Raw genomic sequence first — 12,922 nt, forward strand, 5'->3', positions numbered from 1 at the left:
GCCATGCTGACGCTGCATGAAAAATCCCGGGATGACACCGTCGCGCTGATGGCCGATATCGGCCGCCGCGCGCATGCCGCGGCCCGACCGCTGGCCATCGCAGCGGCCGAGCGCAAGCACAAGGCGCTGGTCGGCATGGCTCAGGCGATCCTTCGGCATGAGCAGGATATCCTCGACGCCAACGCAATCGACATCAGAAATGGCGAGGAGGCTGGCCTATCGGCAGCGTCGATGGATCGGCTGAAGCTCGATCCCGTCCGCATCCGCGCCATGGCAGACGGCATCAGCGAGATCGCCGAGTTGCGCGACCCAATCGGCGAAATCATTGCTGGATGGGACCGGCCGAACGGGTTGCACATCGAACGGGTGCGCACGCCGCTAGGCGTCATCGGCGTCATCTATGAGAGCCGGCCGAACGTGACCGCCGATGCCGGTGCGCTCTGCCTCAAGGCGGGCAATCCGGTGATCCTGCGCGGCGGCTCGGATTCAGCGAATTCTTCCGCCGCGATCCATGCCTGCCTGGTCGAGGGGCTGAAGGCAGCCGGGCTGCCGGAGGATGCCATACAATTGGTGCCGACCACCGATCGCGCCGCCGTCGGCGAAATGCTGAAAGGGCTTTCCGGCAATCTCGAGGTCATCATTCCGCGCGGCGGCCGCAGCCTGGTCGAGCGTGTGCAGAAGGAGGCGCGGGTGCCGGTCTTCGCCCATCTCGAGGGCATCTGCCATCTCTATATCGACCGATCGGCTGATCTCGACATGGCGGTCAAGATCGCGGTCAATGCCAAGATGCGGCGCACCGGGGTGTGCGGCGCTGCCGAGACGCTGCTGGTCGACCGTGCCGTCGCCGTCACGCACCTGGTGCCGATCCTCGAGGCCCTACGGGCGGCAGGATGCGAGATCCATGCCGATGCCGAGGTGCTGAGGCTTTATGCCGATGCCCAGCCCGCGACCGATGCAGACTGGGTGACCGAATATCTCGACGCGATCATCGCTGTGAAGCTGGTCGACGGCATTGGCGGCGCGATCGAGCATATCGAGACGTTCTCCTCGCATCACACCGAGGCGATCGTCGCCGAGGACGCCACAGCGGTCGACCGGTTCTTCAACGAGGTCGATTCGGCGATCCTTCTGCACAACGCCTCGACCCAGTTTGCCGATGGCGGCGAATTCGGCATGGGCGCCGAAATCGGCATCGCCACCGGCAAGATGCATGCCCGCGGACCGGTCGGCGTCGAGCAACTGACGTCGTTCAAATATCGTGTACGCGGGTCGGGACAGGTGAGGCCTTGAAGCTTTGTGTTCAAAGAACCTGAAGCCTTGCGCCCAGCCACCCCCCTCTGTCCTGCCGGACATCTCCCCCTCAAGGGGGGAGATCAGCTCTCGTTCGCGATTTCGCCAATTGCCGGGCGGGCAGAATTCAAGCTGTCATTGAAGCTGACAATCTCCCCCCTTGAGGGGGAGATGCCCGGCAGGGCAGAGGGGGGTGCCTGACGCATGCTTGCCTTGTCCGAACATGCCATATCCTCCCGTTACCTCAAGATGCCGCATGCCGGGAAAGGCGTGGCGGTCGGGCTGTTTGGCGGTTCGTTCAATCCGCCGCACGCCGGGCATGCGCTGGTCGCCGAGATCGCACTCAGACGCCTTGCTCTCGACCAGCTGTGGTGGATGGTGACGCCCGGCAATCCGCTCAAGAACGCTGGTGAACTTGCGCCGCTGGCCGAGCGGCTGCAGCTGTCTGAAAAGATCGCCAAGAACCCGAAGATCAAGGTCACCGCCTTCGAGGCGGCCCACCACGTCCGCTTCACCGCCGACACGCTGGCGTTGGTCAAGGCGCGTAACCCCGGCGTCGATTTCGTCTGGATCATGGGGGCCGATTCGCTTCGCGACTTCCACCGCTGGCAGCGCTGGCGCCGTATCGTGATGACGTTCCCGATCGCGGTGGTCGACCGGCCAGGTGCGACGCTGTCGTTCCTGTCGTCCGTGGTCGCCAAGACTTTCGACTATGCCCGCGTCGACGAAGGCGACGCACCGCGGCTCGCCCGCATGAACGCGCCGGCCTGGACCTTCATCCACGGCCCGCGTTCGTCGCTGTCGTCGAGCGCGATCCGCAATGTGGCAAAGGGCTGAGGGGGCGGAAGGCAAGTCCAGCCATGTCGCATTTGCCGCTGCCTTGACCTGCTTGATGGGCGATCCTCGGTCATGACGATTCTCGAGCGCGACCAGGACAAGAACGGTCTAGGGCAGCCGGCGCCCTCGATCGCCATTGCCAGCATCCTCTTGTCGATGGCGCTGATCGCCGTCGGCAATGGGCTCATGTTCGCCTATATCCCAGTCCGGCTCGGCGCCGAGGGCTTCGATCCGACTTGGGCGGGGCTGATCGTCACCGGCCTTTCGGCTGGCGGCCTCGCTGGCTGCATCCTGACCGGGCCGCTGGTGCGGCGTGTCGGCCATGCCCGCGTGTTCATGGTACTGTCGGCGCTGATCGTGCTGTCCAACGCCGCGGTCGGCGCCGGGCCGCACCCATTGCCATGGATCGCTGCACGGGCGCTCTACGGCTTTGCCATATGCGGCCTGTTCATTGTCGCGCAGAGCTGGCTGAACGATGTCGTCGCAAACGCCATCCGCGGCCGGGTCATGGCTATCTTCTACGTTGCCTATGTCGCCGGACTCGGCGTCGGCTATTCGACGCTGGCGTTGATCGATATCCGCGCGGCCGATGCGCCGCTGATCGGCATTGCCTTCACCGCGCTGTCGATCCTTCCCGTCGGGCTGACGCGGCTCGCGCAGCCACCGGCGCCGCAAGCGGCGTCGGTGGCGCTCGGCCGCGCCTGGCGAATCTCGCCGGTCGGCGTTGCCGGCATGCTTGCCGTCGGCGGCCTGTCGATGACGATTTCGGGTTTTGCGCCAATCCATGCCACCGCCAGAGGCTACAGCCAGGCCGACGTCGCCTTGCTGCTTTCGGCAATGCCGGTCGGCACGCTGATCCTGCAGATTCCCCTCGGCTGGATTTCCGACCGCACCGACCGGCGCTTTGTGCTGATCGCGGCGTCGGCGCTTGCCGCCGCGGCGGGCCTGTTTGCACTGGGTTTCGACGGTGGCGCTCTGGCGACGCTGCTCGTCATCTACGTGGTCTGGGACGGCGCCTCGGAATCGATCTATTCGCTGGCCAGCGCCCATGCTGGCGACCGCGCCGGCAAGGACGACATGGTGGCGCTGTCGAGCTCGCTCTTGTTTGCCTGGTCGCTGTCCGGCTTCGTCGTGCCCGGCATTGTGACCGGGCTTTCCGCCATCTATGGCACGCAGGCCTTCATCTATGTGGCAATCGTCATTGCCGCCGCCTACTGCTTGTTCGTTCTCTGGCGCGTCGGCATGGTGCGGCCCGTGCCCGCCACCGAGACCGGCAGTTTCGCGCCGATGACGGCGCAGGCGCCGTTGCCTGTCGATCTCGCCTTCGCGCCCGAAGATCAGCGCGGGCGCGGAGAGCTTTGAGGGCCATCTGCGGGCTGGCTTCAAATGCTCTATTGCTGCGTGGCTGAGGCCTCCGGCTGCGGCGCTTGCGGCGCCGGCGCCGGAATTGAAAGGCCTTCGGCATCGAACGCCTGCTTGACACTCTTGGTGAGGTCGATCTGGGCGGCGAAGAAATCGGCAGCCGCCGTCCAGTAGCGCAAGGTGATGGCGACAGTGCTGTCCCCGACAGTCGCGACAAAGGCGATCGGCGCCGGCTGCCGCCTGACGCGCCGGTCGGCGGCGGCGACACCGAGCATGGTCTTTTGCGCGAAATCGATGTCGTTCCACGAGCCGATGCTGAGCGTGATGTCGCCGCGGCGCACACCATTGCGGGTGAAATTGCGGACCGGCTGGTTCCACAGGGTCGAGTTAGGTGCAAGCACGTAGACACCTTCGACCGTCCTCAGCGTTGTTGCAAACAGCCCGATCTCCTCGACGGTACCGGATATGGCGCCGACCTCGACATATTCGCCGATGCGGAACGGCCGCAGCGCCAGCAGCATGATGCCAGCGGCAATGTTCTGCAGCGTGCCTTGCAGCGCCAGACCGATGGCCAGGCCGGCGGCACCGATGGCGGCAATGATCGAAGCCGTCTGCACGCCGAACTGGCCGAGAACCATGATCACGACAAGCCCGAGGATGGCGTAGCGGACGACCTGCGAGAAGAAATGGCGGAGCGTTTCGTCGAAGCCGTGAACGTGGCCGAGGCCGGCATAGATCGAACGCTCGGCGAGGCCGGCGACGATGTAGCCGATGACCAGCAGGATGACGGCGCCGACCGCCGAAAGCGAGTAGGAGACGATCAGCGTGCTGAGTTGCGCCAGGCCGGATTGCACGGTGAGGAGGGCGTTCTGAGGATCGATCGGCATGTCGGGATTCCGGTTCGTGGATGAGCTGATAACCGCTGCGGGGCGAGGCGGTTCCGAATTTCTGGCCCGGAAAAGCCGCATATTCGGCCGTTACCGGGCGTCTGCTTGCGAGCGGTGTCTTGAAACTGCAACCTAACTCTGCCTATCTAAGCAGTGTCACCTGATTTGAAAGGTGATTTGGTTGTTCTTGCTGCGAAAGGAAATACACTGAGAACAGCACTGCGGAAGAAGGCCGACATCGTGCCTTCGCCGGCCGGGATCAGCGTAAACGACGCCGTGTCCCGCGCCATCAAGACAGTCCTTGCCAGTCTGGAAGACTCCAAGGCTGAAAACATCGTCTCAATCGACATTCAGGGGAAATCGAGCCTCGGCGACTACATGGTCGTCGCGTCGGGCCGATCGCACCGTCATGTCTCGGCTGTCGCCGATCATCTCCTCAAGGCGCTCAAGGATGCCGGGCTCGGCACGGCGCGCGTCGAGGGGCTGGCTGGCGCCGACTGGGTCCTGATCGATTCGGGCGACATCATCGTCCATGTCTTCCGTCCCGAGGTCCGCGACTTCTACAATCTCGAAAAGATGTGGCAGGCGCCGGATCTTGAGGAAGAGACCCTCCACTGAGCCGTATTCGTCTTGATGCATGTCGTTGTGCGACACGCATCAGCGGCTCTCCGAGGCAGGGATGAAGATTACCGTTCATGCCGTGGGCCGAATGAAAGCCGGCCCCGAGAAGCAGTTGGCCGACCGCTATTTCGAGCGTTTCGCCAAGAGCGGCCCTGCCGTAGGCCTCGAATTCGCCGGGATCGCCGAGATTGCCGAAGGCCGCGCGCAGACGGCCAATGAGCGCCGGCGCGAGGAAGGCCAGAAGCTGCAGACGCACTTGCAACCGGGCACGGCGCTGATGCTGCTGGATGAGGGCGGCAAGAACCTTTCCTCCGAGGATTTCGCCGGCCGCATAAGCTTGCTGCGCGATGGCGGGCGCAAGGCGCTGGTGATCGCCATTGGCGGCGCCGACGGCCATGACCAGTCGCTGCGTGACTTGGCTGATCTGACGGTGTCGCTCGGCGCGCTGACCTGGCCGCATCAGCTGGTCCGCGTCATGCTGGGCGAGCAGCTTTACAGGGCGGCCACGATCCTTTCCGGCCACCCCTACCATCGTTCATGAAGCCGGTTCGATCAGCGAATTGACGCCAGCCGCCCGGATTTCTGCCCCAATGCTCATCGACAGTTTGGGCTCATAGGGGTTTGCGGATGGCGGCCGGGCTCGAACATGGTTGATGGTTCGTTAACGAAGCCGCGCATAGAGTTGGGCTTCAATGTCTGAAGACTGGAAATCACGAACGGGCTCCTGGCGCGTGCGCTACGGCATCGCAGCGGCGGTGATCGTGGTTTCGCTCGGGATCGCGCGGGCTGAGAACACGCTCGACCTGGCGCCGGACCCGGACCAGAGCCGCGCCGAATACGAAAAGGTATCGAAAGAGATCACGCTGTCGTCCGAGCGGCTGGCCAAGCTCGCCGCCGACATAGCGGCGGTCAAGAAGGACCATGCCTCGATCACCGCGGCACTGATCCAGTCGGCGATGACCGAGCAGAAGCTCGGCCAGGACATCGAGGACATTGGCGGCAAGCTGGAAGGGCTGAAGGCGCAGGAGCAGAAGATACGCGCCTCACTGGCCGCCAGACGTGACGTTCTGGCCGAAGTGCTCGGCGCGCTGCAGCGCATGGGGCTCAATCCGCCGCCGGCGATCCTGGTCAAGCCGGAGGACGCATTGTCGTCGGTGCGCAGCGCCATCCTGCTCGGTGCCGTGGTGCCGGAACTGCGCCAGCAGACCGACATGTTGCTGGCCGATCTCAAAGAGCAGTCGCGGGTGACGGCCTCGATCGAGGCCGAGCGGGCGCGGCTGACGGCAGCGGTCGGCGAGCAGGCGGCGGAAAAAAAGCGGCTCGGCATGCTGCTCGAAGCCAAGCAGAAGCTCGCCGCCGATACGCAAACCGCGCTGGCCGCCGAAAAGCAACGGTCCGCGACGCTGGCGGCCAAGGCCGGCAGCCTGAAAGAGCTGATCGCATCGCTCGAGGCCGACAGGGCCCGCAAGGCGGCGGATGCGGCCAAGGCAGCCGAGCAAAAGACGGTGGACGCCGACAAGGGCCCGGCATCGGCCCCGGCGCCAACGGAACTGGCCTCGCTGCCGGTGCCGGAGAGCAACAGGCTCACCGCTGCTGCGCCGTTTTCCGCGCTTCAAGGGCAGATCGCGCTGCCGGTCACCGGCAGGATCAAGCGGCGCTTCGGGGCCAACGACGGTAACGGCGCGGTGATGCTCGGTGACATGGTTGCGACACAATCGGGAGCCATCGTCACAGCGCCGGCGGATGGAAACGTGCTTTATGCGGGGCCTTTCCGCTCTTACGGTCAACTCTTGATCCTGAATGCGGGTGACGGCTATCATGTCGTCCTAGCGGGGATGAGCAGAATCAGCGTCGCGTCTGGCCAGTCGGTGCTCGCAGGTGAGCCGGTCGGCGCGATGGGAGAGGCCCGGGTGGCGAGCACCTCGGCATCGAAGAATGGAAATGCCACGCCGGAGCTCTATGTCGAGTTCCGCAAGGATGGAAAACCCGTCGATCCGGCCCCATGGTGGGCGGACCGTTTTTCTGGAAGGACGTGAATGATGCGGAAACTGTCGCTTCTGTTTGCCGGTGCGCTGATGGGTGCATCGGCGATGAGCCTGGTCTATGGCGCGCCCGGCTCGACGGCGAAGGCTGCGGGCTCCGAGACCTATAAGCAACTGGCGATCTTCGGCGATATCTTCGAGCGGGTGCGGGCGAATTATGTGACGCCGCCCGACGACAAATCGCTGGTCGAAAATGCCATTAACGGCATGCTGTCCTCGCTCGACCCGCACTCCTCCTACATGAATGCCGAAGAAGCGCAGGACATGCGCGTGCAGACCAAGGGCGAGTTCGGCGGCCTCGGCATCGAGGTCACCATGGAGAACGACCTGGTCAAGGTGATCACGCCGATCGACGATACGCCGGCCGCCAAGGCTGGCGTGCTCGCCGGCGACTATATCGCCAAGATCGACGGCGAGGAGGTTCGCGGCCTGACCCTCAACGACGCCGTCGAGAAGATGCGCGGGCTGGTCAACACACCGATCAAGCTCACCATCCTGCGCCAGGGCGCCGACAAGCCGATCGAACTGACGGTCGTGCGCGACATCATCAAGGTAAAGGCGGTGAAGTTCCGGGTCGAAAACGACATCGGCTACATGAAGATCACCTCCTTTACCGAAAAGACCTATGACGACCTCGAGAATGCCATCGACACCATCAAGAAGCAGGTGCCGAACGACAAGCTCAAGGGTTACGTGCTCGACCTGCGCCTCAATCCGGGCGGTTTGCTCGACCAGGCGGTGAGTGTGTCGGATGCCTTCCTCGACCGTGGCGAGATCGTCTCGACGCGCGGCCGCGATCCGAAGGACGTCACCCGCTTCGACGCGCGGGCCGGCGACGACGTCGGCGGCAAGCCGCTGATCGTGCTCGTCAATGGCGGCTCGGCCAGTGCCTCGGAAATCGTCGCCGGCGCGCTGCAGGATCTGCGCCGCGCCACGGTGGTCGGCACGCAGTCCTTCGGCAAGGGTTCGGTGCAGACCATCATTCCGCTTGGCGAGAACGGGGCGCTGCGGCTGACGACGGCGCTCTATTACACGCCGTCCGGCAAGTCGATCCAGGGCAAGGGCATCACGCCCGATATCAAGGTCGACCAGCCGCTGCCGGCGGAACTGCAGGGCAGGGACCTGACGCGCGGCGAATCGGACCTCAAGGGCCATATCAAGGGCGCCGACGAAGGCACGACCGGTTCGGGCTCGGCAGCCTATGTGCCGCCGGAACCGAAGGACGATTTGCAGCTCATCTATGCCGAGCAGCTGCTGCGCGGCCAGAAGACCGATCCGGCGTTCCCACCGAATCCGCAGAAGGCCGTGTTGAACCAATAAGGGCAGGCAAGCCGGGCCAAACAGGTCTGGCTGCCTGAGCGAAGCGATGCGATGCTGCCGGGGCCGCGAGGCTCCGGCAGTTTGATTCGGGGCCGCGGCCGGCATGCTGCGCGTCCAGTGAAGCGAGGGGACGCGCCGACATTTTGGATTTGCGCCTCCGGAGGTTTCACTTCGGAGATGCGCGCCGGGGGTGCGGGCTTGGCTGATATCGGCAAGGACATAGAACGACCTCTCGGACAGGCGATCCGGGCGCCGCGCCCAGGCAGCAGGATCAGCGCCGGTGCAGTCGCGGCCGCGCTCGTCGTGCTGGCCGTGGTCGGCGTTTCCGGCGCGATCGCCTTGCGCGACAAGCCGTTCCGCAAGCCGCAAGAAGTCGCCGTTTCGACGCCGAAGATGCCGGCAGCGGCGGATCCCGCCGCGGCGCCGGCCAAGGCGACGCCCGCAACGGAAGCGCCAAGCAACGCAAGCGAACAGAAGACGGGCGAACAAACGACAAGCGGGAAGATGGGCGGTCCGCAGATCATCCATGTCCAGACCGAAGAGGGCGACGGTCCGCCCAAGGCGGCCATTGTCATCCGCGACCCTTCGACGATCGGCCAGAACCTCAGGATCGCGCACATTCCCGACAAGGCGCTGATCGAGGCCAGCGAGACCGGTCCGCTGCCGATCCGCGCCGCCGACGGCCGGCGCCCGTTCGATGTCTATGCGCGGCCGTGGTCCGGCGCACGCGGTGCACGCGTGGCGCTCGTCATCGGCGGGCTTGCCGTGTCGCAGACCGGCACGCAGGCAGCCATCGCCAAGCTGCCGGCGGAAGTGACGCTGGCCTTCGCGCCGCAAGGCAACAGCATCGGCCGCTGGATGCAGGTGGCGCGGCAAGGCGGCCATGAGGTCATCATGCAGGTGCCGCTCGAGCCGTTCGACTATCCGAACGTCAACCCCGGCCGTAACACGCTGACCGTGGCAGCGGCGCCGGACGAGAATTTGAAGAATTTACGCTGGGCGCTGTCGCGAACGACCAACTACACCGGCGTCATGAACTATATGGGCGCCCGCTTTTCGGCCGACGCGACGGCGATGGGGCCGTTGATGGCCGAGCTTGGCAAGCGTGGTCTGGCCTATGTCGACGACGGTTCGTCGGCGCGCAGCCTGGCATCCGAATTGGCGCTGAAGGACGGCGTGCCGTTCGTCGGCGGCGATACGGCGATCGACGCGGTGCAGGACCGCGGCGCCATATTGAAGAAACTGGATGGGCTGGAAGCGACGGCACGGGCGAAAGGCTTTGCCGTCGGCATCGGCTCGGCCTTCGACCTGACAGTCGATACCGTGTCGTCCTGGGTGACCGAGGCCAAGAAGCGCGGCATCGAGATCGTGCCGATTTCGGCGGTGGCCATAGATCCGGAAAAAGGCTGACATGGCAAAGAACAAGCTCGTTGACGCCGAGACACTGCCCTACCGGCCCTGCGTAGGGGTGATGGTCCTCAATGGCGATGGCATGGTCTGGGTCGGCCATCGCATTGCCGAGCCGGACAGCGAATTCGCTGGAACCACGCAGCTCTGGCAGATGCCACAGGGCGGCATAGACGATGGCGAGGAGCCGCTGCCCGCGGCGGAGCGCGAGCTTTACGAAGAGACCGGCATGCGCTCGGTGTCGCTGCTGGCCGAGGCGCCGCACTGGATCAAATACGACCTGCCGGCCCATCTGGTCGGCGTCGCCTTCAAGGGACGATATCGCGGCCAAACGCAGAAATGGTTTGCCTTCCGCTTCCACGGTGACGAAAGCGAGATCGAAATCAATCCGCCGCCGGGTGGCCACAAGGCCGAGTTCGACCGGTGGGCGTGGCGGCCGATGCTGGAACTGCCCGGTCTGATCGTGCCGTTCAAGCGCAAGGTCTACGAAGACGTGGTGGCAGCGTTCCGGCACCTGGTGGCGTAGCCGCCGGCCTTCCGCTAAAACAGGTCGGCATGCCCGACATCTCCAGCAAATCCCTTCCGCAGACCGTCTCTCTACCGCAGGCCGGCGCCCCGAGTGAGCCGATCAGCGAAGCGGCGGCGGGGGCGATCCTGACCGTCGATCTTGGCGCCGTCCGTGAGAATTACCGGCGGCTGAAGGCGCGTCTGGGCGGCGTCAGCTGTGCCGGAGTGGTCAAGGCCGACGGTTACGGGATTGGCGCGGCGCCGGTGGCGGCGGCGCTGATGGCTGAAGGCTGTGATATTTTCTTCGTCGCGCATTTGGCCGGCGGCGTCTTGCTGCGCAAGGCGCTCGGCTCAGACCCGGCCATCTACGTGCTGAACGGCATTCCGCCAGGTGCGGAACGGGAAGCGGTTGCGGCGGGGCTTTGCACTGTCGTCAACAGCGCCAGCCAACTTGCGGCATGGCGCGAGATGGCCGGGCGGGTGGGCCATAAATTGCCTGCCGCCGTCCAGGTCGACAGCGGCATGTCGCGGCTCGGCATGGCGCCCGAGGAGGTGAAAGCCATCGCGCAGGATCCGCAGGCTTTCGATGGTGTCGAACTGACCTTCGTGATGAGCCATCTCGCCTGCGCCGACGAACCCGAGCAACCGGCCAACGAGCAGCAACGGCTGGAATTCGAACGGCTGCGCCGGATGCTGCCGGGAGCGCCGGCGTCGCTTGCCAATTCATCAGGCATTTTTCTCGGGCAGCGCTATCACTACGACCTCGTTCGTCCGGGTGCCGCTCTCTATGGCATCAATCCGACGCCGGCGAAGGACAACCCGATGCTGCCGGTGGTGCGATTGCAAGCCAAGGTCATCCAGACGCGGATGCTGGAGGCCGGCGCCGGTGTCGGCTACGGCCACACTTTCCACACCAAGGCCCCGCTTGCCGCGGCGACGATTTCGCTCGGCTACGGCGATGGCTGGCATCGACGCGCCGCTTCCGCTGCCTGGTTCGAAAATGTGCGGCTGCCCTTCATCGGCCGGGTTTCGATGGATTCGATCATCCTTGACATTTCCGCATTGCCGCCCGGCAAGCTGAAGGCCGGCGACCTCGTCGAACTGATCGAGCCGTCGTCGCAGACCGTGGACCAGGTAGCCGGCCAGGCCGGCACCATCGGCTATGAGGTCTTGACCAGCCTCGGCCACCGCTTCCACCGGCGCTATGTGAATGGCTAGGACGCAAGCTTGTTGTCCTCACGCATGTCGTTTCCCTCAGCATCGGCACTTGGCGGACGCCGCAGAATCCGGCAGACAGAAGGCGGCGATGATCCCGGACCCGAACCCTGACGAGACGCCGTTGCGGAGAACTAAGCGATGAAGATCTTCGTGCTGGGCGGCGGTGTGATCGGGGTCACCACCGCCTATTTTCTTGCCGAGGCCGGCCATCAGGTGACGGTGATCGACCGCCAGAAAGGCCCGGCGCTGGAAACCAGCTTTGCCAATGCCGGCGAGATCTCGCCCGGCTATGCCTCGCCCTGGGCCGGGCCCGGCGTTCCGCTGAAGGCCGTCAAATGGCTGTTGATGAAGCATGGTCCGCTGGTGGTGCGGCCGGCGCTCGATCCGCATATGTGGATATGGCTGGTCAAGATGCTGCGCAATTGCACGGCTGAACGCTACGCGCTGAACAAGGCGCGCATGGTGCCGCTGGCCGAATACAGCCGCGACACGCTGAAGGCGCTGCGCGAGGCGACCGGCATCGCCTATGACGAGCGCGCCAAGGGTACGCTGCAGCTTTTCCGAACGCAAAAGCAGCTCGATGGCGTCGGCGGCGATGTCGAGGTGCTGAAGACCTATGGCGTCCCTTATGAGGTCCTCGACCCCGACGGCTGCATTGCTGCCGAGCCCGCGCTGGCTGGCGTGCGCGAGAAATTCGTCGGTGGCCTGCGGTTGCCCGGCGACGAAACCGGCGACTGCAAGATGTTCACCGACAGGCTTGCGGAGCTTTGCGCGGCACGCGGCGTCACCTTCGAATACGACACGGAGATACGGCGCGTCGTCAAGAAGCGCGATCGCATCACCAACATCAGCACCAGCAAGGGCTGGATGGTCGCTGACGCCTATGTGATGGCGATGGGCAGCTATTCGGCGCGGTTCATGCGCATGCTGAAGCGGCCCATCCCGGTCTACCCGGTCAAGGGCTATTCGATCACCCTGCCGATCAAGGACGCCGCCGCCGCGCCGGTGTCGACGGTGATGGACGAGAGCTACAAGGTGGCGATCACCCGCCTCGGCGACCGTATCCGGGTCGGCGGCACGGCGGAAATCTCCGGCTTCGACATGCGGCTGCACGAATCGCGGCGCCGCACGCTCGAACATTCGGTCGGCGACCTTTTCGCGGGCGGCGGCGACATGCGGTCGGCCACCTTCTGGTGCGGGCTGCGGCCGATGACGCCGGACGGGCCGCCGCTGATCGGGCGCACCGATTTCTCCAATCTCTATCTCAATACCGGCCACGGCACGCTCGGCTGGACCATGGCCTGCGGCTCGGCCAAGGTTCTGGCCGACATCATCTCCAGCCGGGTGCCAGACATCGACGTCGGCGATCTCGGGCCGGGACGATACGCCAAGTAAGACCCCCAGCAGCTAAGACAGCCAGCGGCCGATAGA

General features: G+C 65.0%; 12 protein-coding genes. 11 read left to right on the forward strand and 1 reads right to left on the reverse strand.

What is annotated here, in order from left to right; genetic code table 11:
- The first annotated feature begins 3 nt into the window (after positions 1–3).
- The 3 genes from NKJ09_RS06915 to NKJ09_RS06925 all read left to right on the forward strand — a co-directional run bounded on the left by NKJ09_RS06915 (position 4) and on the right by NKJ09_RS06925 (position 3,489).
- Positions 4–1,290: a glutamate-5-semialdehyde dehydrogenase gene (locus NKJ09_RS06915; RefSeq protein ID WP_352480953.1), complete on the forward strand. Its 1,287-nt coding sequence runs from the start codon at positions 4–6 to the stop codon at positions 1,288–1,290.
- Positions 1,291–1,539: 249 nt separating this feature from the next.
- Positions 1,540–2,127, forward strand: a complete 588-nt coding sequence (locus NKJ09_RS06920; protein WP_031194203.1) for a nicotinate-nucleotide adenylyltransferase — start codon at positions 1,540–1,542, stop codon at positions 2,125–2,127.
- 72 nt (positions 2,128–2,199) lie between these two features.
- Positions 2,200–3,489 (forward strand): MFS transporter, encoded by a 1,290-nt coding sequence (locus NKJ09_RS06925; protein ID WP_023719677.1) that lies wholly within the window; start codon positions 2,200–2,202, stop codon positions 3,487–3,489.
- A 29-nt stretch (positions 3,490–3,518) separates the two neighbouring features.
- Here NKJ09_RS06925 and NKJ09_RS06930 read toward each other — a convergent pair whose 3' ends face one another.
- Positions 3,519–4,376: a mechanosensitive ion channel family protein gene (locus NKJ09_RS06930; protein ID WP_023719676.1), complete on the reverse strand. Its 858-nt coding sequence runs from the start codon at positions 4,374–4,376 to the stop codon at positions 3,519–3,521.
- A gap of 240 nt (positions 4,377–4,616) precedes the next feature.
- Here NKJ09_RS06930 and rsfS point away from each other — a divergent pair, with 240 nt between their 5' ends.
- From rsfS to NKJ09_RS06970, 8 genes are all read left to right on the forward strand, one after another.
- Entirely contained in the window at positions 4,617–4,994 is a 378-nt protein-coding gene (gene rsfS, locus NKJ09_RS06935) for a ribosome silencing factor (RefSeq protein WP_023678068.1), read from the forward strand.
- A gap of 61 nt (positions 4,995–5,055) precedes the next feature.
- The gene (rlmH, locus tag NKJ09_RS06940) at positions 5,056–5,538 is read left to right on the forward strand and encodes a 23S rRNA (pseudouridine(1915)-N(3))-methyltransferase RlmH (RefSeq protein WP_352494136.1); all 483 of its coding nucleotides are present in this window, start codon (positions 5,056–5,058) and stop codon (positions 5,536–5,538) included.
- 151 nt (positions 5,539–5,689) lie between these two features.
- Entirely contained in the window at positions 5,690–7,033 is a 1,344-nt protein-coding gene (locus NKJ09_RS06945) for a murein hydrolase activator EnvC family protein (RefSeq protein ID WP_352494137.1), read from the forward strand.
- Complete coding sequence (locus NKJ09_RS06950) at positions 7,034–8,359, forward strand: S41 family peptidase (RefSeq protein WP_352494138.1); 1,326 nt, start codon at positions 7,034–7,036, stop codon at positions 8,357–8,359.
- A 198-nt stretch (positions 8,360–8,557) separates the two neighbouring features.
- Positions 8,558–9,769, forward strand: coding sequence for a divergent polysaccharide deacetylase family protein (locus NKJ09_RS06955; RefSeq protein ID WP_352494139.1), 1,212 nt, complete (start codon positions 8,558–8,560; stop codon positions 9,767–9,769).
- Between the two features lies 1 nt (position 9,770).
- Complete coding sequence (locus NKJ09_RS06960; RefSeq protein ID WP_352480951.1) at positions 9,771–10,292, forward strand: RNA pyrophosphohydrolase; 522 nt, start codon at positions 9,771–9,773, stop codon at positions 10,290–10,292.
- A gap of 29 nt (positions 10,293–10,321) precedes the next feature.
- Positions 10,322–11,491, forward strand: coding sequence for an alanine racemase (alr, locus tag NKJ09_RS06965; protein ID WP_352494140.1), 1,170 nt, complete (start codon positions 10,322–10,324; stop codon positions 11,489–11,491).
- Between the two features lie 138 nt (positions 11,492–11,629).
- The gene (locus NKJ09_RS06970) at positions 11,630–12,886 is read left to right on the forward strand and encodes a D-amino acid dehydrogenase (RefSeq protein WP_352494141.1); all 1,257 of its coding nucleotides are present in this window, start codon (positions 11,630–11,632) and stop codon (positions 12,884–12,886) included.
- Positions 12,887–12,922 lie beyond the last annotated feature (36 nt).

Origin of the sequence: Mesorhizobium sp. M0189, assembly GCF_040322135.1 — a bacterium.
GTDB lineage: Bacteria > Pseudomonadota > Alphaproteobacteria > Rhizobiales > Rhizobiaceae > Mesorhizobium.

Excerpts from the sequence above, each read along its gene's own strand:
- NKJ09_RS06925 (WP_023719677.1), top strand. The coding sequence starts at position 2,200 with ATGACGATTCTCGAGCGCGACCAGGACAAGAACGGTCTAGGGCAGCCG.
- rlmH (WP_352494136.1), top strand. The coding sequence starts at position 5,056 with ATGAAGATTACCGTTCATGCCGTGGGCCGAATGAAAGCCGGCCCCGAG.
- NKJ09_RS06945 (WP_352494137.1), top strand. The coding sequence starts at position 5,690 with ATGTCTGAAGACTGGAAATCACGAACGGGCTCCTGGCGCGTGCGCTAC.
- alr (WP_352494140.1), top strand. The coding sequence starts at position 10,322 with ATGCCCGACATCTCCAGCAAATCCCTTCCGCAGACCGTCTCTCTACCG.
- NKJ09_RS06960 (WP_352480951.1), top strand. The coding sequence starts at position 9,771 with ATGGCAAAGAACAAGCTCGTTGACGCCGAGACACTGCCCTACCGGCCC.
- NKJ09_RS06920 (WP_031194203.1), top strand. The coding sequence starts at position 1,540 with ATGCCGCATGCCGGGAAAGGCGTGGCGGTCGGGCTGTTTGGCGGTTCG.
- NKJ09_RS06915 (WP_352480953.1), top strand. The coding sequence starts at position 4 with ATGCTGACGCTGCATGAAAAATCCCGGGATGACACCGTCGCGCTGATG.
- NKJ09_RS06930 (WP_023719676.1), bottom strand. The coding sequence starts at position 4,376 with ATGCCGATCGATCCTCAGAACGCCCTCCTCACCGTGCAATCCGGCCTG.
- NKJ09_RS06970 (WP_352494141.1), top strand. The coding sequence starts at position 11,630 with ATGAAGATCTTCGTGCTGGGCGGCGGTGTGATCGGGGTCACCACCGCC.
- NKJ09_RS06950 (WP_352494138.1), top strand. The coding sequence starts at position 7,034 with ATGATGCGGAAACTGTCGCTTCTGTTTGCCGGTGCGCTGATGGGTGCA.